Source organism: Streptomyces sp. NPDC022910, assembly GCF_055561075.1.
In genome coordinates this window covers 92,613-115,445 of sequence record NZ_JBVHHL010000013.1, presented here as the reverse complement: position 1 = coordinate 115,445, position 22,833 = coordinate 92,613, and the positions used below count along the sequence as shown (strand labels likewise).

The following is a 22,833-nucleotide window of genomic DNA, read 5'->3' as shown; positions in this document are numbered from 1 at the left end:
TCAGCGGAGCGCCTCGGCCACCTCGCGTGCGGCGACCACCACCCGCGGCCCCACCTTCTCCGGTACCGAATCCGACAGCATCACGACTCCCACGCTGCCCTCCACCCCGGTCACGCCGAGCAGCGGTGCGGCCGCCCCGCTCGCGCCGGCCTCCAGCTCCCCGTGCGTGAGCGTGTAGCCGGGCTCGGCGACCGCCTGCCTGCGAGCGGCGAGTATTGCGCGTCCGGCGGCTCCACGGTCCAGCGGATGCCGGAACCCGGCCCGGTACGCCACGTGGTAGTCGGTCCACGTCGGCTCGACCACGGCGACAGCCAGCGCCTCCGCCCCGTCGACCAGCGTGAGGTGCGCGGTGGCCCCTATGTCCTCGGCCAGCGCCCGCAGGGCAGGCAGCGCGGCCTCCCGCACCAGCGGGTGCACCTGACGGCCGAGGCGCAGCACACCGAGCCCGACTCGGGCGCGGCCACCCAAATCCCGGCGAACGAGCGAGTGTTGCTCCAGGGTGGCCAGCAACCGATACACCACGGTCCGGTTCACGCCCAGTTTGTTGGACAGCTCGGTGACGGTCAGCCCGTGATCCGTGTCGGCGAGCAGCTTGAGGACCCTGAGGCCCCGGTCGAGCGTCTGGGAGGTCTCCGCGGTCACGACGCCCACTCCTTAGTGGTGAGGTCGGCGGCCCTCGCGGCGGTTGCGGCGCCGAGTCCCGTCGGCGACGCGCTTCAGTGGCCGCCGATCGGCCGGCCGTCCGGGTCGGCCCCGGACTCGGTCGCTTCACGGCTGCGCTCCGCGGCGACGCTGCCACGGGGCGTGTGCGTAGCGGGACAGTAGCGAGCCGGTTCGCTCAGCGGAAGGCTCCGTCCAGAATCCGGTCACCGACCAGGACGCACTGGTTGGTTTTGCGGGGTTACGCACTGCTCACCGGGGCCAGCAGTGCCGCTGGAGCAGCCCCGGCATCACTTCATGCGGGTGGCCCACTCCTGGACCTTGGCGATCCGCTGGCGCAACTGGCCCGCGGTGCACTCGGCGCTCGGCGGGCCGCCGCACACCCGGCGCAGCTCGGTGTGGATCACGCCGTGCGGCTTGCCGCTCTGGTGGACGTATGCGCCGACCATCGTGTTGAGCTGCTTGCGCAGCTCCAGCAGCTCCTTGTGGGTGACCACGGGCCGCCGGTCGGCGGGCAGTTCGAGCAGGTCGGCCTCGGTGTCCGGCTTCTTGCGGCTGTGCGCGATCTGCCGGGCCTGCCGCTTCTGCAGCAGCAACTGCACCTGCTCCGGCTCGAGAAGACCCGGAATGCCCAGGTAGTCCTGTTCCTCCTCGCTGCCCGGGTGCGCCTGCATGCCGAACTCCGCGCCGTTGTACATGACCCGGTCGAAGACGGCGTCGGACTCCAGCGCCTCGAACGGCAGCGTGTCCTGCTCGCCGGTGTCCTCGTCCTGCTCCCGGTTGGCCTCCTCCATCTCCTTCTCGGACTCGGCGTAGGGGTCCTCCTCCTCGCCGTCCTTCTTCGGCTTGTCGAGGACGTGGTCGCGCTCGACCTCCATCTCGTTGGCGAACGTGAGGAGGTCGGGGACGGTCGGCAGGAAGACGGAGGCGGTCTCACCGCGGCGCCGCGACCGTACGAAACGGCCGACGGCCTGGGCGAAGAAGAGCGGGGTGGAGATGGTGGTCGCATACACCCCGACGGCGAGCCGCGGCACGTCGACTCCCTCGGACACCATGCGCACCGCGACCATCCAGCGGTCGTCGTTGTGGCTGTACTCGTCGATGCGGTCGGAGGCGCCGGCGTCGTCGGACAGCACGAGGGTCGCCCGGTGGCCGGTGATGTCACGGATGAGCTTGGCGTAGGCGCGGGCCGCCTCCTGGTCGGAGGCGATCACGAGCGCGCCTGCGTCCGGGACGGCCTTGCGGACCTCGGTCAGCCGCTGGTCGGCGGCGCGCAGCACGCTGGGCATCCAGTCGCCGCGCGGGTCGAGGGCGGTACGCCAGGCCTGGCTGACGGCGTCCTTGGTCATGGGCTCGCCGAGCCGGGCGGCGATCTCGTCGCCCGCCTTGGTGCGCCAGCGCATGTTGCCGCCGTAGGAGAGGAAGATGACCGGCCGCACGACCCCGTCGGCGAGGGCGGACCCGTATCCGTAGGTGTAGTCGGCGGCCGAGCGCCGGATCCCGTCGTTCCCTTCCTCGTACGACACGAAGGGGATGGGGTTGGTGTCGGACCGGAACGGCGTACCGGTCAGGGCGAGTCGGCGGGTGGCCGGCTCGAACGCCTCCAGACAGGCCTCGCCCCAGGACTTGGAGTCTCCCGCGTGGTGGATCTCGTCGAGAATGACGAGGGTCTTGCGCTGCTCGACCCGGTTGCGGTGCAGCATGGGCCGGACGCCGACGCCCGCATAGGTGACCGCGACACCGTGGTACTCCCGGCCGAGCGGTCCCGCGCTGTACTCGGGGTCGAGCTTGATGCCGATCCGTGCCGCCGCCTCCGCCCACTGCTTCTTCAGGTGCTCGGTCGGCGCGACGACGGTCACCTGTTGCACGACGTGGTGGTGCAGCAGCCAGGACGCGAGCGTCAGCGCGAAGGTCGTCTTGCCGGCGCCGGGCGTGGCGACGGCGAGGAAATCACGCGGCTGCTCCCGGAGGTACTTCTCCATCGCCCCGTGCTGCCAGGCACGCAGCTTGCCTGCGGTGCCCCAGGGGGCGCGGCCGGGGAAGGCGGGAGAGAGGTGGTGCGAGTGCGAGGAGCTGGAGCTGGCAGAGGTAGGGGCGGGCCTGGAAGGCCCTCCGTCGAGGGCGGTGGCGGGCGTCGGGCGGGCGGTAGTCACGGTCTCCGTGGAGGGTCGGGCGGCTCGGCTACATATGACAACCGGGCCACCCTACCGGTGAGCTCACCCGCCACTCGGGTCAACGCCGCCGCATCGGGCCAGGGTGCGACACGGGTCACAGATCATCGGGATCACCGCGTTCCGCCCCGCGGGGTCACCGCTCCCGCAGCCGGGTCGCCACCCACGCGCCCACCAGCGCCACCGCCGTCATCGGCAGGAACACCGCGGCGAAGGCGGCCGGGTGGGAGCCGCCGGCGGTCGCCTCGGTGGTCGTACGGGCGACGGTGCCGCCGCCGAGCGCGGCGAACGCGGCGCCGCCCGCGGAGAGCAGGACGACGTTGGACAGGCCGTCGGAGATCTGCAGGGCGGCCGAGTTGGCGCCGGCCTCCTCGGGGGCGGACAGGTGCAGCAGCAGGACGCTGGTCGAGGAGATGACCAGGCCCATGCCGAAGCAGCCGAACCCCCAGGCGACGGCGACGGTCCAGACGGGCACCGCATGGATCAGCACACCGGGCGCCGCGGCGATCGCGGCCGCGACGACGAGCATGCCGAGCGTCATCAGCCGCTCCCGGTACGGCTCCAGGCGCGGCCTCGACTGTACGTACGACCCGAGCGCCCAGGTCCCGCCGCCGGCCGCGAGCGAGAACCCGGCCAGCGTCGGCGACAGCCCCCGCTGGGTGACGAGCATGAGGGGGACGAAGCTCTCCGCCGAGATGAAGGCACCCGCCGCCACTCCGCGCAGCAACACCACGGAAGGCAGTCCGCGCGCCGCCCGGTAGGTACCGCGAGGCAGCAGTCCGAGCACCGCCGGGACCAGCAGCGCGGTGCCCGCGACACCGGGAGCCAACGAGGCCCAGCGGACGTCCTGGGCGGCGTACTGGAGGAGGCCCGCGCCCAGCGAGATACCGAGCGCCAGGCGGATGCGGCGGACGTCGAAGGGGGCCTCCACGGCCTGCTCGGCGGGTGGGCCCGCGCGGCGCCGTATCTGCGGCAGCGCGAGCGCCAGCGGGAACACCACCAGAACGGGGATGCCGACGAACACCCAGCGCCACCCGAGCTGTTCGGTCACCGCACCCGACGCGAGCGGACCGACCACCGACGGAACCACCCAGCTCGCGGCGAACGACGCCATGATCGCCGGGCGCAGCCGCTCAGGGTAGGCGCGGCCCACGACCACATACAGGGCGACGATCACGAGTCCGCCGCCGAGGCCCTGCACGGCCCGTCCCAGGATGAACAGCCACATCGCGCCGGCCGTCCCGGACAGCAGCAGCCCGGCCGCGAAGGCGGCGATGCCGCAGGTCAGCGAACCGAGCGGGCCGCTGCGGTCCGACCACTGCCCCGCGAGCACCATGCCGAACAGGCTCGTCGTGAAGTAGCCGGAGAACGCGAAGGCGTACAGCGACAGCCCGTCCAGTTCCCGCGCCGCGACAGGCATCGCCGTGCCGACGGCCGTCGCCTCGAACGCGATGAGCAGGACGACGGACACGATGCCGATGCTCAGCGCCCGGTACGGCCGGCTGAGCACGCCGGTGGCGCCGTCCGGGGGGACCGAGGGCGCGGCGCCGGCGACGTCACTGTCGCGGGGTTCCAGGGCTGCCATGCAGGTCAGAGTAAGGGGCTCGGCCGAGATTGGCTCCTGTCAGGAGTCGGTGATCGAGAGGGACCTTGGTCGTACGACTCGCCTTTCATGAACGGCGTATGGCAGTCCCATTGCGGCGCCGGCGATCCCCTTGAGCCCCCTGATCGCCCCGCCGTACGGTCCATACGTCAGGTCGGAACGAGTGAGCCGTGCCGCACCTGATCTTGGCCGTGTGTCACGTGGGTCGATGCCCTCTACGGCCTGGCGTACGGCCGTGTGCCCGAGTGGTTCAGGGACTCGCCTGCAAAGCGAGTTACGCGGGTTCGATTCCCGCCACGGCCTCTGATGCCTCGACCAGGCAAAACAACAGTTGCCGCGGCCCCGCGCGAGAAGTATCGGCCGGGTGCCGATTCAGCCGGTGGCTTCGCCCGCCCTGCGGAGTTGCGCGATTCCGACGTCCAGGGCGGCCTTGAGGTGGGTCGAGTCGCCCGTGGACGTCATGATGGAGACACCGCCCTGGATTCCGGCAAGCAGTGCGGCGGCCGTTTGATCGGCGTTCAGTGACGTCGGCAGCAGATCCCGCGCCTGCAGGGCCCGTACGCCGGCGGCGAGGTGTGCCTGCCACTGCCTCATCAGCTCGGCGACGATCGACCGGGCACCGGGTTCGGTCCGCCCGACCTGCAGGAACAGTGAGCCCAGCGGGCAGTGCTCGCCCTGTAGCTCGTAACGCTCCACCACGGCGTCCCGCCATCGGTACCAGGCGTCCCAGGAGTCCAGACAACCGAGATGGGGCTGCTGGTCGTCGAGGACACGGTCCGCCTCGTACTGCGCGACCGCGAGCAGCAACTGGTCCCTGCCCTCCGGGAAGTAGTGGAAGAGCTGGCTCTTGCTGGTGCTCGTCCGGGCCCGGATGTCGTCGAGCGTCGTGCACGCGACGCTTCTCTCACGCAGCACCTCGGCAGCGCCCTCGACGATGCGCGCCCGCGTGGCCCGCCCTCTCGCTGTCACCGCACTCGGCATCACGCCACCTCTTCCACTGGACCGACAAGTCCATTCTATCGCACCGGCCACAACCTATTGGACTTGCCGGTCCAGTTTCCTCGGACGATAGTCGATCCCACTGGCCCTCCACACGGGACGAATCGAAAAGAGGCACACGTCATGGCTACACGGCTGCAGCAGAAGACCGCCCTGGTCACCGGGGCCACCAGCAACATCGGTCGCGCGATCGCCGAGGCCTTCGCTGCCGAGGGCGCGCACGTCGCCGTCTCCGGTCGAAGCCGCGAGCGCGGCCTGGAGGTCGTCACCGGCATCCGAGCGGCGGGCGGCCGGGCCGACTTCGTCCCGGCCGACCTCGACGGGACCGCGCAGGCATCCCGGGACCTCGCCGAGCGCGCGACCGACGTGCTCGGCGGACGCATCGACATCCTCGTCAACAACGCCGGCATCTACCCCGGCGCCACCACAGCCGCCACCGACGAGGAGACCTTCGACCGCGTCTACGCCGTCAACGTGAAGGCCCCCTTCTTCCTGACCGCCGCGATCGCCCCGGTCATGGCGGAGGCCGGCGGCGGAGCCGTCATCAACCTGGGGTCCTGGATCGCCCGCCTGGGCGTCCCCATCGGCGCGCTCTACAGCTCCACCAAGGGTGCGATCGAGACGCTGACGCGGGCCTGGGCGGCCGAGTTCGGGCCCTCCGGGGTGCGGGTGAACGCCATTTCGCCCGGCGTGATCCGCGTCCCTTCCCCGGACGAGACCGAGCCGCACCCCGGCGACGTCATGATGAAGGGAACTCCCGCCGGGGTCGTCGGCGAGCCGGAGGCGATCGCTCAGGCCGCGGTCTTCCTGGCCGGCGACGAGGCGGCCTTCGTACACGGGACGGTCGTCGACGTGGACGGCGGCCGCACGGGTACCGCCGTCATCGCGGCGTAGCGATCAGATGCGTGCCGACCGGCGTCGCACAGCCCACAGTTGTCAGCGATATCGCGCAACCGAGCCGGGAGCCGCGGTCGGCGCTACGCGTACAGCCCTCCGCCGGCCTGGTCCTCGAAGGCCTCCGGCCAGTAGCGCCAGCCGTCGTCCTGCGGGGTCCTCGGGGTGGGGTCCCAGGCTGTCGGGTCGACCGTGGCGAGCGTCTCGGCCATCGTGGCGGCCAGTTGCTCGTAGGCGTCCGTCAGGTCGTGTTCCGCGTCCAGCGCCTTCTCGCGGTGCACCAGCCAGACCGTGAACGCCAGGGTGGAGATGTCCGCGTTGAGCGGGCGCAGCATCGCGTCGGGCTCGTTCCAGCACAGGACGGCCCCGGTGGCGCCGTCGACGAGAAGGCTCGTGTCCTCCAGCAGACAGCCGAGGCGTATCAGCCGGTCCGCCGCGGAAGGGAGTTCCTCCGCGGTGAACCGGTCCTCGTCCGCGTAGTACTCGGCCAGCGTCGGCAGGGGCACGTCCGTGTCCAGCTCGTACCAGTAGCCGTTCTCCGGGAGGCCCACCTCGCTCAGGAAGCGGCGGGTCGGCTCGTGCGTGAGCGTGCCGGGGAAGTCGACCTCCTCGAAGCGCACGATCGCGGCGGAGCCGAACTCCTCGTCCAGCAGCCGCGACGGCAGGTCGAGCGTGAGGCCCACGCCGGGGCGGGCAATCCGGGCCAGGGGGCGGATCAGCGCGGCCATGCGCCAGTACGGCGCAAGGTCCTGCCCGGCGTCCGCGGCGAACACCGACGCCAGTCGCTGGGCCGCTTCCGCCACCGCCTTCGGGCCGTACCCGTGTGGCGCGAACCGGCCGCGGGACGCGGTCAGTTCGTCCGTCGCCGCGGCGAACCGCAGCAGCGCCTCCAGGGAGGGGGCGAGCGGGGAGAGGTCCATCAGACCCGGGTGGCGCGGGTGGACGTACGTCGTGCCGACCTCACCCGTGGCGCCGTTGAGCACGAGGGACTCCAGGTCGCGGTCGACCGTGCGCAGCGCCCCTATGACCAGTTGGTCGCGCAGCTCCTCGGCGAGCTTCTCCGCGTCGTCGACCAGCTCGGCCACCCGCCGCAGCGCGGGCCGCTCGCACAGCGTCCCGAACCCCAACAGAGCGCTGCCGGACGGCAGTCCGGGCCCCGTGAGCAGGCGCCGTGTCTCCGCATGCGTGACGTACGGATCGAGATCCGTCTCGGTCAGCGTGATCACGCCACCGACGTCGGTCGTGCCCATTGCTTCCCCCGTGTGCTGTGACTTCAGAGCGCTCTCATGGCAGGGGAACATCCCCGTCGAGCTGCTCTCCCCCGATGCCGAAAACCATACGCGGCCCCACTGACAACGCGGCCGGAATTAGGCGCGGGCGCCGCCGGTCATCGAAGGCTCGTGACAAAGAGCACAAAGGTGCGGTCCGCCACGTGAAGGACGCGCCGCGCGGCGCCGCGACGACCGCCGCCGACACGAACAAAAGGGTGACGGAGTGTCCGTCGCTCACTGCGTCGTCACCACGGCCGCCTGTGGACGGATCGGCAGGCGGTTGACCGGGCGGCCCGTCGCCGCGCGTACCGCCGACGCGATCGCCGCCGGGGACGTCACCACGGGCACCGCGCTGACCGACTTCGCCCCGAAGGGCGCGACCACGTCCCGTTCCTCGACCAGCTTGACGATCCTGATGTCGGGCGCGTCCAGGGCCGTCGGGAGGGAGTAGCCCGTCAGGTCGGGGTGGCGGACCAGGCCGCGGGCCGTGCGCAGGTTCTCCGTGAGCGCGATGCCCACGCCCTGGGTGACGCCGGCCTCCACGCGCGCGGCGAGCTGCGCCGGGTTCAACACCCGGCCGACGTCCTGGGCGAGCGCCAGTTCCACGACGCGTACCGAGCCGATCTCGATGTCCACGTCGACCACGGCGCGGATCGCGCAGAACGCGAGCCCCACGAAGGCGTCGCCCTGGCCCGTCTCGTCCAGTGGCTCCGTGGGGTGCGGGCGGCACTGCGCCGTGGCCCACAGTTCCTTGCCGTCCATCGCCTCGGTCACCGTGGTCGACAGCACACCGTCGTACGAGGTGATCTTGCCGTCGGTGATCTGGAGCAGCTCGGTCGACATGCCGAACTTGTGTGCCAGGGGCTGCAGCAGTTGCGTACGGACCATCTTGGCGGCCCGTTCCACCGCGCCGCCCGACACCCAGGTGTGGCGGCCGCGGCAGCCCGCGCCCGCGGGCGGCTGGTCCGTGTCGACCGGCGCCACGTGCACCTCGTCGATACCGAGCGTCTCCTGGACGATCTGCCGGGCCAGCGTCGAGAAGCCCTGGCCGGTCTCGACGGCCGCGCACAGGACCGTCGCCACGCCGTCCTGCACCTTCACCGTCGCCGTGGAGACCTCGTCCGCGCCCTCCGCGCCCAGCATGTGCACCATGCCGATGCCGTAGCCGACACCGCGGCGCACGGCGCCGGGTTCGCCCGCGCCCTCGGGGCCGCCCGGCAGCAACCACTCCTCCTCGGGGGTGTCCTTGGGCAGCGGGGGCAGCGGGTAGTCCCGTACCGCCTGGAGCAGTTCGGCCACCGGCGCCGGGCAGGTCACCGTCTGGCCCGTGGGCAGGACGTCACCCGTCGCCATGATGTTGCGCAGCCGCAGCTCCGCCGGGTCGAGGCCGAGCTTCTTCGCGAGCTTGTCCATCTGGGCCTCGTAGGCCGCGCACACCTGCATCGCGCCCTCGCCCCGCACATGACCCGACGGCGGGTTGTTGGTACGGACGGCCCAGCCCTCGATGAAGGCGTTCGGGACGACGTAGGGGCCGCAGGCGAAGGAGACCGCGGCGGCGAGCGCGTCCGAGGGGGCGTCCGCGTACGCGCCCGAGTCCAGCAGGATCTGCGCCTCGACCTTCACCAGCTTGCCCTCGGCGTCGGCGTGGTGGCGGTAGCGCAGGAGGGTGGGGTGGCGGTGGACGTGGCCGAGGAAGGACTCTTCGCGCGTCGCGGTCAGCTTGACCGGGCATCCCGTCTTCAGCGCGAGCAGTCCGAGCGGCAGCTGGAAGCTCTGGTCCTCGCGGTCGGCGGTGGCGCCGGGCACTCCGGTGACGACGACCTTCACCCGCTCGGGTTCGAGCCCGTAGACCGCGGCGGCCCGGTCCCGGTCCGTGTGCGGGTCGGTGGAGGCGATGTACAGCTCGACCCCGCCGTCGGGCCGGGGCACGGCGAGTCCCGCCTCCGCGCCGATCGGGGCGGGGTCCTGGCGGCCGATGCGGTACAGGCCCTCGACGACGATCTCGCCGACCGCGTCCGGGTCGCCGTGGCGCAGCGGGATGTGCCGGATCAGGTTGCCGTCGGGGTGCAACTGCTCGGCCTCGAATGCCTGCTCCGGGTCGGTCACCGGGTCGAGCACTTCGTACTCCACGATGACGGCGGCGGCGGCCATGCGCGCGGTGTCGGGGTGGTCGGCGGCGACGGCCGCGATGGGTTCCCCGTGGTGGCGCACGACCTCGGAGGCGAACACGGGCCGGTCTGCCGTGCCGCGGCCGTGGAACGCGCCGCCGGGCACGTCCTCATGGGTGACGACGGCCCGGACGCCGGGCATCTCGCGCGCGTGGCCGGTGTCGATGGACAGGATGCGCGCGTGCGGGTGCGGCGAGCGCAGCACCGCGGCCCACAGCAGGCCCTCGGCCCACAGATCGGCCGCGTACGGGAAGGTTCCCTCGGTCTTGGCTCCGGCGTCGACGGACGGCAGGGAGGCGCCCAGGCCGTGCGGCAGCGGCTCGGGGGCGGGTGCGGCCGCCGCGGTGGTCGCGGTGGCGGCTTCGTTGCTCACGCCTGGCCTCCGTCCTGGCCGTACGGGTGCTCGTTCGGGGCCGCGTTGTCGAACGCGGAGGGGTGGACGCCGCCCGCCCCGGGGCCCGCCTGGTGCGGGATGCGGGCCTCGTCGGCGTCGCGTGCCGACTCCGCTCCGCTGTGCGCCTCGCGCTCGGCGACGACCTCCTTGACGGCCTCCAGGACACCCCGGTAGCCGGAGCAGCGGCACAGGTTGCCGCACAGGGCCTGGCGGGCCTCCAGCTCGGTGGGCGCGGGATTGCCCTCCAGGAGGTCGTGCACGGTCATCGCCATGCCGGGGACGCAGAACCCGCACTGCACGGCCCCCCGCTTGGCGAGCGCCCGCTGCACGTCGGAGGGCTGTCCGTCCACGGCGAGGCCCTCGACCGTACGCACCTCGCTGCTCGCGGCGGTGACGGCGGGCACCAGGCAGGACGCGACGAGCCGTCCGTCGACCTGGACGTTGCAGGCGCCGCACTCGCCCTGGGAACAGCCGTCCTTGGCGCCGGCGAGACCGAGTCGCTCGCGCAGCACGTACAGCAACGACTCCCCGATCCACGCGTCGGTGACGGGTCGGTCGGCGCCGTTCACCCGCAGGACGTACGACGCCAGGGGGTGCTCGTCGTGCGGCGGCGCCGGCTCCGTGCCCTCCTCGGGCGCCGGCTCGTGGCCGTCGGCGGCCTCCGGGGCCGCTTCGGACTCGGCGGCGGGCGGGGAGTCCGGTTCGGCGTCGGGGGCGCCGAGGGGCTCGGACGGCTCCTGGGCGGCCTCGTGCGCCTCAGGGGCCCCACCGGGCCGTGTGTGCTCGTACGACGCACCGGACGGCTCCCCAGGGGCCTCGGCGGGCTCTTCCGCGGCGCGCTCCCGCGTCCCGTCCGACCACGGCTGTCCGGCCGCGCCCGTGGCCCAGGGCGCGGGCGCACCGCCCGGAAGGGTCGCGGGCGGGGTGCCGCCCCACTGCTCGACCAGCGACGACGTGCTGAACTCGCCCGACTCGTCCGGCAGATCACCGCCGGCCACGGGGATCGACCACTGCCCGGTGACGTCGTGCCCGGATGCCGGTGCCGCCTGTTGCCCGGCCACGGACTCGTCGAAGCTCCACTGCCCCGTCGCGCCGGGGCGGTAGGTGAACCGGTCGTCGGCCCCCTCCCCACCGGCGGCGTTCGGGTCGTGCCACTGGGCGCCGTCGGCGGGCGTCCCCCAGTCGTCGCCGTCGGCCCCCGGGTCGGCGGGCGTGCCCGCGGCCGGGGTGAACGAAGGGGGCACATAGCCGTGGCCCGGGGCGGCCAGCGGGGTGTGGGAGGCGAGGAGGGCGTCGATACCGCCCTCGGGGAGCTGCACGAAGGCGGTGGCGCCGTCGTCGTAGTCCCCTTGTGGCAGCCGCTCCCAGGAGCCGTGGGTGGCCCCCTGGGGGGTGCCCTCCCGGTGCTGGTCGTCGGTCATGACAGTGCCCTCCCCAGTGCTCGTCGGGCCAGCGCGGCGACAGTGCGCCGCAGGTGCAGTACGGCGGGCGGAAGCTGCTGCACGGTACCGTCCTCCGCCGGGGCGGGGTCGGGGATGCAGGCCGCGGCGACGTACTCGCCGAAGGCGGCGAGGGCCTCCGGGACGATCGCGCGGTTGTTGTCCCAGTCGATGAGCTGGGCGACCCACTGCTCGGCCTCCAGGGGGCGCAGCGGCATCGGCGCTATGGCACCGACGGCGCAGCGCACGCCGCGCCGGGCCGGATCGAGGACGAGCGCCACGGACGCGACGGCCCGCCCCGGGCCGGTGCGCCCGGTCGCCTTCAGGAAGACCTGCGGGGCGTGCAACAGCGGCACGCGCACGTAGCCGATGAGTTCGCCGCCGCGCAGCATCTCCATGCCGGCGAGCAGGTGTGAGACAGGCATCTCCCGGCGGGCTCCGCCCGGGCCCGCGATGATCAGCGTGGCCTCCAGGGAGGCGAGCACCGGAAGGGCGTCGCCGGTGGGGGCGGCCGAGGCGATGTTGCCGCCCAGGGTGCCCGCGTTGCGGATGTGCGGCGGTCCGACCGCGCGCGCCGCCGCCGCGAGGGCGGGAATGAGGGCCGCGAAGTCGGGGCGGCCCATGCGTGCGTGGGTGAGGCCGGCGCCGAGCAGCGCGTGGCCGTCCTGGTACTGCCAGCCGCGGATCTCGCTGATACGGCCGAGGCCGACCAGCGCGGCGGGTCGCAGCTGCCCGGAGTTGACGGCGGCCATGAGGTCGGTGCCGCCCGCCACGGGAACGGCGGTCGGCATGGCGGCGAGAGCCGCCACGGCCTCGTCCAGTGAGGCGGGCAGCGTCACGGCCTGCGCCGCCTGCGGTGCGTGCGTGGTCAAACCGGCTGCCCCTTCCCGCTGCCCCACCTGTGTTGCCGTACGGTACGTGCTGACAGGGCGGACGTGGCAACTCTGGCACATCTTTCCCCGCCCCCGACGCGGGGGTCCGGTAGGAGGCATTCGCCCCCTCACCAGGGAGATGGTCCGTTTTGCCACCGGATCGCCGATCGGGGTGAATTGCTGCTCTTCGGTGATCCTTGTGCCACTTTTCGCAGGCGGGGTCACGTTTCCAGGGAGTCCGGCGCCTCGGCTGCCCCTCGCGAGCCGCCTCACACGTTCGGGGGCGCACCCTCGATCGGGCGTCCGAGCACACCGGGTCGCCGCTGCCACGGCCACGGTCCCGTGGGCGGCCGGTAGGCCACTCCCAGGGCGTCGAGCCGGCGGTAGTGGGCCGTCATCCGCCGCTCGAAGCCGGCGAAGTCCCGTTCCGCCGGGGTGGGCAGGGTGCTCCAGGCGACCTCGGCGAAGGCCGCGAGCCGGGGGAACGTCTGGTAGTCCACGCGCGGCTGATCCTCCATCACCTCGGTCCACACGTTGGCCTGGGTGCCGAGAACGCGCCGTGCCTCCTCCTCGGTGAGCTGCGGCGGAACGGGCTCGAACCGGTAGACGTCCTCGAGGGTGCGCACGTACCCGATGGGCACCGGCTCGTCCTCGCCGCCGTCCTGACGGTGGTCCAGGTACACCTGCTGCTCCGGGCACATCACGACCTCGTGCCCGGCCCGCGCGGCGGTGATGCCGCCCGCGTACCCGCGCCAGGAGGACACCGCGGCACCCTCCGCAAGGCCACCCTCCAGGATCTCGTCCCAGCCGATGAGCCTGCGGCCGCGCGCGGTGAGCCAGCTGTCGAAGTGCCGGACGAACCACGACTGCAGTCCGTCCTCGTCGGCGACTCCGAGTTCTCCGATGCGGGCCTGGGCGGTCGGGGACTTCCGCCACTGGTCCTTGGCGCACTCGTCGCCGCCGATATGGATGAAGGTCGAGGGGAACAGTTCCAGGACTTCCTCGAACACACCCTCGTAGAACCGCAGGGTGTTGTCAGTGGGGGCGAGTACGTTCTTGGAGATGCCCCAGTCGTCCCAGACCGTGAGGGAGGTCGTGTCGATGACGTCGGAGTTGCCGAGTCGGGGATACGCGGCGATGGCCGCCTGGCTGTGCCCGGGGACGTCGATCTCGGGGACGACGGTGATATGCCGCTCCGCCGCGTACGCCACGATCTCGCGGATGTCGTCCGGCGTGTAGAAGCCGCCGTGGGGCTTCTCCTCCCACAGCGGCGAAGCCCGGTGGCCGAATCTGCTGCGCGCCCGCCAGGATCCGACCTCGGTGAGCCTCGGATACCGCTCGATCTGAAGACGCCAGCCCTGGTCGTCGGTGAGATGGAAGTGGAAGACGTTGAGTTTGTGGGCGGCCATCAGGTCCAGGTAGCGCAGCACGCCGTCCTTGGGCATGAAGTGCCGGGCGACGTCGAGCATGAGACCGCGCCAGCGGAAACGGGGCGCGTCCTCGATGATCTGCTGCGGAATTCCGTGGTTGACGCCCGGGCGCACGGGGGCACGGCGGAAGGCGTCGGGTCCGAGCAGTTGACGCAGCGTCTGGGCACCCCAGAACACTCCGGCCGCGCTGCCGCCCCGGATCTCGATGCCCCGGTCGACAATGACGCTGAGTTTGTACTCCTCGGGCTCCAGTGTGTCGTTCAGGTACAGCCGTACGGAATTGCGGCTGTCCTCGGGGCCGGGCGGCAACGGCAGGCCGAGAGCCGCGCCGAGTGTGGAGCGCAGCCAGCGTTCGGTGGTGTCCGTACCGGGTGCGGCCCACAGGGCGGTGTCCTTGTCGAGCATGACAGCGCCGTGCAGGGGGCCCTCGACGGCGCGCGGCGCCGGAATCAGTTCCATCACGTCAGTCCTTCACCGCTCCGCCCAGCCCGGAGACCAGCCGTCGCTGTACGAGTACGAAAAAGACGAGTACCGGAATCGTCATCACCGTCGACGCCGCCATCACGCCGCCCCAGTCCGGCTCGTCGGGCTTGTAGAAGACGAGGAGTGCCATCGGCAGCGTGGACTGCGATGTGTCGCTGATGATGAACGACTTGGCGAACAGGAAGTCGTTCCAGGCCGAGATGAAGGAGAACACGCTCGTCGCCACCAGGCCGGGCAGCACGAGCGGGAAAAGGATCTGCCACAGGAATCGCGCACGGCTCGCCCCGTCGAGGTACGCGGCCTCCTCCAGCGCCTCGGGAACGGCCTTCACAAAACCCCGCAGCATCCAGATCGCGAAGGGCAGCGAGAAGGCGATGTGAGGCAGGATGAGCGAACCCAGGGTGTTGAGCTGTCCGAGGTCCCGCATGAGGAAGAAGAGGGGGATCGTCAGGGCTTCCACGGGCACCATCTGGGCGATCAGAAACATGATCAACAAGGTTGTCCGGAAACGGAAGCGGAATCGCGTCACGGCGGTCGCCGCGAGAAACGCGATGAGCGCCGACACGAGGACCACACAGCCCGCCACGAGAAGGCTGTTGAGGAAGTAACGGCCGAATTCCTGCTGCCCGAAGACGCGGCGGAAGGAATCAAGGGTCGGGGACGTCGTCCACGGCCGCGGCCGGGTCGACTCGATCTCCCCGGCCGGTTTCACGGCGCTCAGCACCATCCAGTACAGCGGGAAGGCGACCACCGCCGCGAGAAGCAGCGCCGACGCCTCGGCCGCCAGCCGCCGGGGACGCCGTACCAGACCGCGTACGAGGTTCACAGCTCCTCCCCCTGCCTGCGCAGCAGCCGCAGATACACGAGGGTGACGGCCAGCAGGATCAGCAGCATCACCACGCCGATCGCCGAGCCGAGGCTGTACTGGGAGGACGCGAACGCCTTCTGGTACGCGTACACGTTCAGCACCAGGTTCTGTCCGGCGATGCCGCCGCCGTTCGTCATGACGTAGATCTGGGTGAAGACCTTGAAGTCCCAGATGACCGACTGGATGGTGACCACCGTCAGGATCGGCCGGAGCATCGGTGCGAGCACCGAGCGCCAGATCCGCCACTGCGAGGCGCCGTCGAGCGCGGCGGCCTCGAGCACCTCGGCCGGGACGGCGCGTATGCCCGCGTACACCGTCACCATGACGAACGGGAACGAGCACCAGACGACCTCGAGGAGGACGAGGGAGAAGGCGCTGTAGCGCCCATACGTCCACGAGTGGTCGCCGAGGCCCAGCACGCGGTTCACGGGCCCGAAGTCGGGGTCGAAGAGGAACAGCCAGACGGTCGAGCCGGTGACGGCCGGGGTCGCCCAGGCACCCAGGGCGGCCAGCATCAGGGCGAGGCGCGGCAGCGCGCGGACCCGGGTGAGCAGCACGGCGAGCGCGCAGCCGACCGCCAGGGTCGAGACGACGCAGGCGGCCGCGAACACGACCGTGGCCAGCAGCACCGACCAGAACTGGTCGTCGCCGAAAAGGGTCGCGTAGTTCCCGAACCCCTGGAAGCTGGTCGGTTCGCCGCCGCTGACCTGGGCCTGGGTGTACTGCAGGACCGAGATCAGGCCGAGCTGGTAGACGGGGTAGACGAGCAGCCCGCCGAGCACGACGAGGGCGGGGGCCAGGTAGAGCCAGGGGGTCCTGCCGCCACGCATCGCATGGCGTGTGCGTACGGCGGTCGTGGAGCGGGCGGGCCGCTCCACGAGCGTGTCCTGAGCCATCACCGGCTCAGCCCGCGGAGCCGAACGCGTCGTTCATCTTCTTCGCCGCGTCCCTTGAGGCGGCCGCCACGCTCTTACGGCCGCTGATGACCTCCTGGAACATGGTCGGCAGGACCAGCGAGGAGTCGATCTGAGACCAGGCGGGCGAGGTCGGCACGAACTTGGTGCCGGCGGACAACGTCTGTACGAAGGGCTTCACGAACGGCTGCTTCGCAGCTGCCCGGTCCCGCACGTCCGTGAAGGTCGGCAGGAACCCCATCGCGTCGAAGAGTTCGCCCTGTGCCTTCTTCGAGGCGAGCTGCTCCATCAGATCGACGGCGAGGGTGCGGTGCGTGGTGCTCTTCAGGACGCCGATGTTGTTGCCGCCCGCGAACGCCGGGGCGATCGAGCCGGACTTCACACCCGGCAGCGGTACGACCCCGTACTTGCCCTTGACCTTCCCGGCCTCGACGGCGGTGTGGCTGAAGTCGCCGCCGATCGCCATGCCCGCCTTGCCGGCCGCGAACGCGGTGATAGTGTCGTTGCCGCCCATGCCCGCACACTTGGCGGCCGGACAGTTGCCGTCGCCGAACAGCGAGGTGTACGCCTTGATGCCCTTCTGAGCGGCGGCGCCGTCGATGGCCGAGGTGTACGAGCCGCCCTTGCCGGCCGCGAGTTCGCCGCCGTTGGCCCAGACGAACGGCATCGCGCCGTACGTGTAGGCGCCCCCGACCACGAGTCCGTACAGGTCGGGCCTGGCGGCGTGGATCTTGCGTGCGGTGACGGCCAACTCTTCCATGGTCTTCGGGACTTGGATGCCAAGATCCTTGAAGATGTCGGTGCGGTAGTACAGGGCGCGGACGCCGACGTAGAAGGGCGCGCCGAAGACCTTGCCGTCCACGGTGACCGACTGCCTGGCGGTGGGGTCGGTGTCCTTGGCCTCGCTCCAGTCGGTGAAGTCCTTGCTGACGTCGAGGAGTCCGCCGTCGTGGACGTATCCGGCGGTGTCGGTGTTGCCGTACTCCATGAGGTCGGGGGCGGACTTCGGGTCGTTGAAGGCGGCCTTGACGCGCTGGGCGCGGGTGTCGACCGGGATGTACTCGACGTCGACCTTCGTGCCCTTGTGGGCCTTCTCGAAGGCGGCGACGACCGAGTCGACGACCTGCTCCTTCGGCTTGTTGCCGACCTCCTGGAAGAGCCACACGCGCAGGGTGCCGCTCTTGTCGTCCTTCCCGGAGGAGGAGTTGGAGGAGGTCTGGGGGGCGCAGGCGGTGGCGGTGAGGGCGGCCAGGACCAGGGCGGTCAGCGATGTGGTGACTCGGGCGGACGGCTTCATGGAGCGTTCCTCCGAAGGCGGCGTTGCAGCATATGCAATGACGGTTTCGCTCTGCACAACACTCGGGAGGCTAGGGACTGCATGAACACGCCCACAAGAGGTCTCAACCACTCTGTGACCAGCAGACACACTCCGTGCAACGGGGGCCGCGCCGCAAAACGACACAAAGGCCCCCGGGGCGCATGAAAACGCGGCCCCGGGGGCCCAGCCGTGTGTCGTGGGTGAGCCAGTCGGCTACTTGTCGCCACCCTTGCCCTCGTCGCCGCTGCCCATGGATTCGTAGATCTCCTTGCACATGGGGCAGACGGGGTACTTCTTCGGGTCCCGGCCCGGTACCCACACCTTGCCGCACAGCGCCACGACGGGCGTGCCGTCGAGGGCGCTCGCCATAATCTTGTCCTTCTGGACATAGTGGGCGAAGCGCTCGTGGTCACCGTCGCCGTGCGACACCTGCGGCGTCGGCTCAACGAGGGTCCCCGTACCAGTACCGCGCTCGGGCTCAAGAGTGCTCATACGGCCAAGGGTACTGAAGCCCGCACGCATCAGTTGAGCGTAGGGTCGTCCGGGTAGGTGGCCACCATCGCCAGCTCGCTGCGCTGACGTCGCAGCACCTCCCGCCAGAGTCGCTCCGGCATCGGGGACGACACGTCGCCGGGCTCCGACTCGACGACGTACCACGCCCCTTCCACCAGCTCGTCCTCCAGCTGGCCCGGCCCCCAGCCCGCGTACCCGGCGAAGATGCGCAGCGACCCGAGCGCCTTGGCGAGCAGCTCGGGCGGGGCTTCCAGGTCGACCAGGCCGATCGCCCCGTGCACCCGGCGCCAGCCGAGCGGGGCACGCTCCGCGGAGCCGCCGGGGATCACCGCGACACCGAGCGCCGAGTCCAGCGAGACCGGCCCGCCCTGGAAGACGACTCCGGGCTCGCCCGCGAGGTCCGCCCAGCCCTCCAGGATGTCGCCCACGTCCACGGGGGTGGGGCGGTTGAGGACCACACCGAGCGAGCCCTCCTCGTCGTGGTCGAGAAGGAGCACCACAGCGCGGTCGAAGTTCGGGTCCGCCAGGGCGGGCGTGGCCACGAGCAGCCGCCCTGTGAGCGAGGACACCTCGGTCATGCCAGACATGATCCCGCATCTTGCCTCCGGATGGGGAGGCAATACGGGTACGCGAGTGAATGCGGCCATGAATCGGGCAGGCGGCCTGGTAAGGCCTGGTTCGGGGGTGTGACGGGACGGGGCAGGGGTGGGGCGCGGGCACACACGGCGAAGGGTAACCGCGCGCGTCCGGTGACGCACGGTTCGTGTTGTGGCAAAGCTATGACGTAGCTGGGGGGTCCTTGGGCTTACTCAAGGGGGGTGGGCGGCCATTACGCTTACGTCTTCGGCCCCTGCCCAACTCCACGGAACGCGAGATTCATGACCGTCAACGACGATGTCCTCCTTGTCCACGGCGGCACCCCGCTGGAGGGCGAAATCCGTGTCCGCGGTGCGAAGAACCTCGTACCGAAGGCCATGGTCGCCGCCCTGCTGGGCAGTGCGCCGAGCAGGCTGCGCAATGTTCCCGACATCCGCGACGTACGTGTCGTACGGGGGTTGCTGCAGCTGCACGGTGTGACGGTCCGGCCGGGCGAGGAGCCGGGCGAGCTGGTCCTCGACCCGACGTACGTCGAGAGTGCGAACGTCGCCGACATCGATGCCCACGCCGGCTCGTCGCGCATCCCGATCCTCTTCTGCGGCCCCCTGCTGCACCGCCTGGGCCACGCGTTCATCCCGGGCCTCGGGGGCTGCGACATCGGCGGCCGGCCCATCGACTTCCACTTCGACGTGCTGCGGCAGTTCGGCGCGGTCATCGAGAAGCGCGCGGACGGCCAGTACCTGGAGGCGCCCAAGGGGCTGCGCGGCACGAAGATCCGGCTGCCGTACCCGTCCGTCGGAGCGACCGAGCAGGTGCTGCTGACAGCCGTGCTCGCCGAGGGTGTCACCGAACTGTCCAACGCGGCCGTGGAGCCCGAGATCGAGGACCTCATCTGCGTGCTGCAGAAGATGGGCGCGATCATCGCGATGGACACCGACCGCACCATCCGCATCACCGGTGTGGACAAGCTCGGCGGTTACACCCACTGTGCCCTGCCTGACCGGCTGGAGGCCGCGTCCTGGGCGTCGGCGGCGCTGGCGACCGAGGGCAACATCTACGTCCGCGGCGCGCAGCAGCGCTCGATGATGACGTTCCTGAACACCTACCGGAAGGTGGGCGGCGCCTTCGAGATCGAGGACGAGGGCATCCGCTTCTGGCACCCGGGCGGCCAGCTCAAGTCCATCGCGCTGGAGACGGACGTGCACCCGGGCTTCCAGACGGACTGGCAGCAGCCGCTGGTGGTCGCCCTTACGCAGGCCACGGGCCTGTCGATCATCCACGAGACCGTCTACGAGTCCCGCCTCGGCTTCACCTCCGCGCTCAACCAGATGGGCGCGCACATCCAGCTGTACCGCGAGTGCCTCGGCAGCTCCGACTGCCGCTTCGGGCAGCGCAACTTCCTCCACTCCGCGGTGGTTTCGGGCCCGACCAAACTCCAGGGCGCCGACCTGGTCATCCCCGACCTGCGCGGCGGCTTCTCCTACCTGATCGCGGCCCTGGCGGCCCAGGGCACGTCCCGGGTCCACGGCATCGAACTCATCAACCGCGGCTACGAGAACTTCATGGACAAGCTCGTGGAACTGGGCGCGAAGGTCGAACTGCCGGGCAAGACACTCGGCTGACGGCACCGATACGGCGCGAGGGGCGGTCACCCGAACCGGGTGACCGCCCCTTTGGCCTTACTGGGCCCGTACGCCGTCCCGAGGGCGTCTGCGGGCCTCGTCACGCCGTCCCATGCCGGTACGGGCTCATCGCGCCGTCCCATGCCGGTGCGGCCCCATTGCGCCTCACCATGCCGGTACGGTACGGCCTCGCACGCCGTCCCGTGGCGTGCGAACGGCAAGGTCACTTGCCCTTGGCGGCTTCCTTGAGCTTGGAGCCCGCGGAGACCTTCACGCTGTAGCCGGCCGGGATCTGGATGGGGTCGCCGGTCTGCGGGTTGCGCGCGGTGCGAGCGGCACGGTGGGTGCGCTCGAAGGTCAGGAAGCCGGGGATGGTGACCTTCTCGTCGCCCTTGGCGACGACCTCGCCGACCGTCTCGGCGAACGCGGCCAGCACGGCGTCGGCGTCCTTGCGGGTCACCTCGGCGCGGTCGGCCAGCGCGGCCACCAGCTCACTGCGGTTCATGTTGTTACTCCCGTGTTCTTCTTGCCGTTGAGGCGTGCCACGCGGCGGAGCCGCATGTTTGGGCACAGCGAAGCCGATGCTGCCAGGGTCCTCGGTGGGTCCCCGGACCCGGGTCCGTCGTCAGACCCTCGCGCCCGAAGACGCATCCTGCCCCCACCTGCGGCGGGAAAGCCAATCCGGCACCCATAGGAGTCGTGAGAACACCCGTGGGAGTCACACGAAAGCGCCACTGCCTCACTGTGGTGACGCTCGGTCCACTCCCGGCAACGGATCGCAGGTCCCGTGGCCTGAGCCTGGCCGCCACCATAGAGGGCGACCGGGCTCCCCGGGTTCCACGACGCGCCGGATCCATGGCCGCCGTGGCGATGGTCACAGCCACCGCGGTGCCGGGCCTACTCGCCCGACGGCGTCACCGCCTTCGCGGCGTCCCGCACCGCCCCCGCGACCGCGCCCGCGACCTTGTCGTTGAACACGCTCGGGATGATGTAGTTCGGGTTCAGCTCGTCCTCGGTGACCACGTCCGCGAGCGCGGTCGCGGCGGCCAGCATCATGTCCGTGTTGACCGTGCGGGACTGCGCGTCCAGCAGACCGCGGAAGACGCCCGGGAAGACCAGGACGTTGTTGATCTGGTTCGGGAAGTCGGAGCGGCCAGTGGCCACAACCGCCGCTGTCTGACGGGCGATTGCTGGGTCGACCTCGGGGTCCGGGTTCGCGAGAGCGAACACGATCGCGCCCTCGGCCATGGCGGCCACGTCGACGCCGTCGAGCACGTTCGGGGCGGAGACGCCGATGAAGACGTCGGCACCGCGCACGGCCTCCTTGAGCGAGCCCGTGAGCCCCTCGGGGTTGGTGTTGTCGGCGATCCAGCGCAGCGGCGAGTCCGGGGCGGCGGCCACCAGGTCCTCGCGGCCGGTGTGCACGACACCGTGGATGTCGGCGACGACGGCGTTCTTCACGCCCGCCGCGAGCAGCAGTTTGAGGATGGCCGTACCGGCCGCGCCGGCGCCCGACATCACGACGCGCACATTCTCAATTCCCTTGCCCACCACGCGAAGTGCGTTGGTGAGGGCGGCGAGGACGACGATCGCGGTGCCGTGCTGGTCGTCGTGGAAGACGGGGATGTCGAGGGCCTCGCGCAGGCGGGCCTCGATCTCGAAGCAGCGGGGCGCTGAGATGTCCTCGAGGTTGATGCCGGCGAACCCGGGGGCGATCGCCTTGACGATCTGGACGATCGCGTCGGTGTCCTGGGTGTCCAGGCAGATCGGCCAGGCGTCGATGCCGGCGAACCGCTTGAAGAGGGCGGCCTTGCCCTCCATGACCGGCAGCGCGGCCTTCGGGCCGATGTTGCCGAGGCCCAGTACGGCCGATCCGTCCGTCACGACCGCAACGGAGTTGCGCTTGATGGTCAGGCGGCGGGCGTCCTCGGGGTTCTCGGCGATCGCCATGCACACACGGGCCACACCCGGCGTGTAGACCATGGAGAGGTCGTCACGGTTGCGGATGGGGTGCTTCGACGCCATCTCGATCTTGCCACCGAGGTGCATGAGGAACGTACGGTCCGAGACCTTGCCCAGGGTCACGCCCTCGATGCCGCGCAGTTTCTCCACGATCTCCTGAGCGTGGGAGGTCGAGGTCGCGGCGATGGTGACGTCGATGCGGAGCTTCTCGTGGCCGGAAGCGGTGACGTCGAGGCCGGTCACCGAGCCTCCGGAGGACTCCACGGCCGTGGTGAGCTGGGAGACCGCGGTTCCGCTCGCGGGCACCTCCAGCCGGACCGTCATCGAGTAGGAGACGCTGGGCGCCGTTGCCATGGCCGACTTCCTCTGCTTTCACCGTGTCGCGGATATGCCGTCCGATCGTCGCACCTACCGTGGAGTACGTGGTAGCCGCCCCGGATTGCGAACGTTTTGTTCGTCACTTTCGGGTACTTTCGGAAAGCCGATTCCACGATACGAGAGAAGCCGCGCGGCGGGGGAGATCCACCTCACCAACGAAAGAGATCCGCGTCACCGTCGTGACGCGGACCTCCCGAACGTTCAGCGACACCGACCCGCCATGCTCGCCTCGCGGCAAGTGGTCGCTCGAAGCGACGAAGGTTGGGCCCGGGGGCTT

18 protein-coding genes and 1 tRNA gene are annotated in these 22,833 nt (G+C 70.9%); 3 read left to right on the top strand and 16 right to left on the bottom strand.

The window, feature by feature from the left end; translation table 11 throughout:
* The 3 genes from ACZ3TS_RS15535 to ACZ3TS_RS15525 all read right to left on the bottom strand — a co-directional run bounded on the left by ACZ3TS_RS15535 (position 1) and on the right by ACZ3TS_RS15525 (position 4,416).
* A complete protein-coding gene (locus tag ACZ3TS_RS15535; RefSeq protein ID WP_467617930.1) occupies positions 1-642 on the bottom strand; it encodes an IclR family transcriptional regulator in 642 nt (213 codons plus the stop codon).
* Between the two features lie 308 nt (positions 643-950).
* Positions 951-2,813, bottom strand: coding sequence for a DEAD/DEAH box helicase (locus ACZ3TS_RS15530; RefSeq protein WP_467617928.1), 1,863 nt, complete (start codon positions 2,811-2,813; stop codon positions 951-953).
* A 154-nt stretch (positions 2,814-2,967) separates the two neighbouring features.
* Positions 2,968-4,416, bottom strand: coding sequence for an MFS transporter (locus tag ACZ3TS_RS15525; protein WP_467617925.1), 1,449 nt, complete (start codon positions 4,414-4,416; stop codon positions 2,968-2,970).
* A gap of 249 nt (positions 4,417-4,665) precedes the next feature.
* Here ACZ3TS_RS15525 and ACZ3TS_RS15520 point away from each other — a divergent pair.
* Positions 4,666-4,737, top strand: a tRNA-Cys gene (locus ACZ3TS_RS15520).
* Between the two features lie 69 nt (positions 4,738-4,806).
* Here ACZ3TS_RS15520 and ACZ3TS_RS15515 read toward each other — a convergent pair.
* Complete coding sequence (locus ACZ3TS_RS15515) at positions 4,807-5,415, bottom strand: TetR/AcrR family transcriptional regulator (RefSeq protein WP_467617924.1); 609 nt, start codon at positions 5,413-5,415, stop codon at positions 4,807-4,809.
* A gap of 141 nt (positions 5,416-5,556) precedes the next feature.
* Here ACZ3TS_RS15515 and ACZ3TS_RS15510 point away from each other — a divergent pair, with 141 nt between their 5' ends.
* Positions 5,557-6,327: an SDR family NAD(P)-dependent oxidoreductase gene (locus ACZ3TS_RS15510; protein WP_467617922.1), complete on the top strand. Its 771-nt coding sequence runs from the start codon at positions 5,557-5,559 to the stop codon at positions 6,325-6,327.
* A gap of 83 nt (positions 6,328-6,410) precedes the next feature.
* On the opposite strand, the gene ACZ3TS_RS15505 is transcribed toward ACZ3TS_RS15510, so the two are convergent.
* The 10 genes from ACZ3TS_RS15505 to ACZ3TS_RS15460 all read right to left on the bottom strand — a co-directional run bounded on the left by ACZ3TS_RS15505 (position 6,411) and on the right by ACZ3TS_RS15460 (position 18,575).
* On the bottom strand, positions 6,411-7,577 hold the full coding sequence (locus tag ACZ3TS_RS15505; RefSeq protein ID WP_467617920.1) for an SUKH-4 family immunity protein: 1,167 nt from the start codon (positions 7,575-7,577) through the stop codon (positions 6,411-6,413).
* A 255-nt stretch (positions 7,578-7,832) separates the two neighbouring features.
* Entirely contained in the window at positions 7,833-10,139 is a 2,307-nt protein-coding gene (locus tag ACZ3TS_RS15500; protein WP_467617918.1) for a xanthine dehydrogenase family protein molybdopterin-binding subunit, read from the bottom strand.
* The gene (locus ACZ3TS_RS15495; RefSeq protein WP_467617917.1) at positions 10,136-11,581 is read right to left on the bottom strand and encodes a (2Fe-2S)-binding protein; all 1,446 of its coding nucleotides are present in this window, start codon (positions 11,579-11,581) and stop codon (positions 10,136-10,138) included. Before ACZ3TS_RS15495 ends, ACZ3TS_RS15500 begins: the two co-directional genes overlap by 4 nt.
* The gene (locus tag ACZ3TS_RS15490) at positions 11,578-12,471 is read right to left on the bottom strand and encodes an FAD binding domain-containing protein (RefSeq protein WP_467617914.1); all 894 of its coding nucleotides are present in this window, start codon (positions 12,469-12,471) and stop codon (positions 11,578-11,580) included. The genes ACZ3TS_RS15495 and ACZ3TS_RS15490 overlap by 4 nt, the downstream gene beginning before the upstream one ends.
* A gap of 269 nt (positions 12,472-12,740) precedes the next feature.
* Positions 12,741-14,360: a beta-N-acetylhexosaminidase gene (locus ACZ3TS_RS15485; RefSeq protein ID WP_467617912.1), complete on the bottom strand. Its 1,620-nt coding sequence runs from the start codon at positions 14,358-14,360 to the stop codon at positions 12,741-12,743.
* 4 nt (positions 14,361-14,364) lie between these two features.
* Positions 14,365-15,210, bottom strand: a complete 846-nt coding sequence (locus tag ACZ3TS_RS15480) for a carbohydrate ABC transporter permease (RefSeq protein WP_467617910.1) — start codon at positions 15,208-15,210, stop codon at positions 14,365-14,367.
* Positions 15,207-16,082: a carbohydrate ABC transporter permease gene (locus ACZ3TS_RS15475; RefSeq protein WP_467618030.1), complete on the bottom strand. Its 876-nt coding sequence runs from the start codon at positions 16,080-16,082 to the stop codon at positions 15,207-15,209. Before ACZ3TS_RS15475 ends, ACZ3TS_RS15480 begins: the two co-directional genes overlap by 4 nt.
* A 73-nt stretch (positions 16,083-16,155) precedes the next feature.
* On the bottom strand, positions 16,156-17,463 hold the full coding sequence (locus tag ACZ3TS_RS15470) for an extracellular solute-binding protein (RefSeq protein WP_467617908.1): 1,308 nt from the start codon (positions 17,461-17,463) through the stop codon (positions 16,156-16,158).
* 234 nt (positions 17,464-17,697) lie between these two features.
* Positions 17,698-17,976 (bottom strand): DUF3039 domain-containing protein, encoded by a 279-nt coding sequence (locus ACZ3TS_RS15465; RefSeq protein WP_467617906.1) that lies wholly within the window; start codon positions 17,974-17,976, stop codon positions 17,698-17,700.
* A 29-nt stretch (positions 17,977-18,005) separates the two neighbouring features.
* Positions 18,006-18,575, bottom strand: coding sequence for a YqgE/AlgH family protein (locus tag ACZ3TS_RS15460; protein WP_467617904.1), 570 nt, complete (start codon positions 18,573-18,575; stop codon positions 18,006-18,008).
* Positions 18,576-18,875: 300 nt separating this feature from the next.
* On the opposite strand from ACZ3TS_RS15460, the gene murA reads away from it, so the two are divergent.
* Entirely contained in the window at positions 18,876-20,216 is a 1,341-nt protein-coding gene (gene murA, locus ACZ3TS_RS15455) for a UDP-N-acetylglucosamine 1-carboxyvinyltransferase (protein WP_467617902.1), read from the top strand.
* 223 nt (positions 20,217-20,439) lie between these two features.
* On the opposite strand, the gene ACZ3TS_RS15450 is transcribed toward murA, so the two are convergent.
* Both ACZ3TS_RS15450 and ACZ3TS_RS15445 read right to left on the bottom strand, forming a co-directional pair.
* Positions 20,440-20,721 (bottom strand): HU family DNA-binding protein, encoded by a 282-nt coding sequence (locus ACZ3TS_RS15450; RefSeq protein ID WP_007498188.1) that lies wholly within the window; start codon positions 20,719-20,721, stop codon positions 20,440-20,442.
* Between the two features lie 392 nt (positions 20,722-21,113).
* Positions 21,114-22,532, bottom strand: a complete 1,419-nt coding sequence (locus tag ACZ3TS_RS15445; RefSeq protein ID WP_467617901.1) for an NAD-dependent malic enzyme — start codon at positions 22,530-22,532, stop codon at positions 21,114-21,116.
* Positions 22,533-22,833 lie beyond the last annotated feature (301 nt).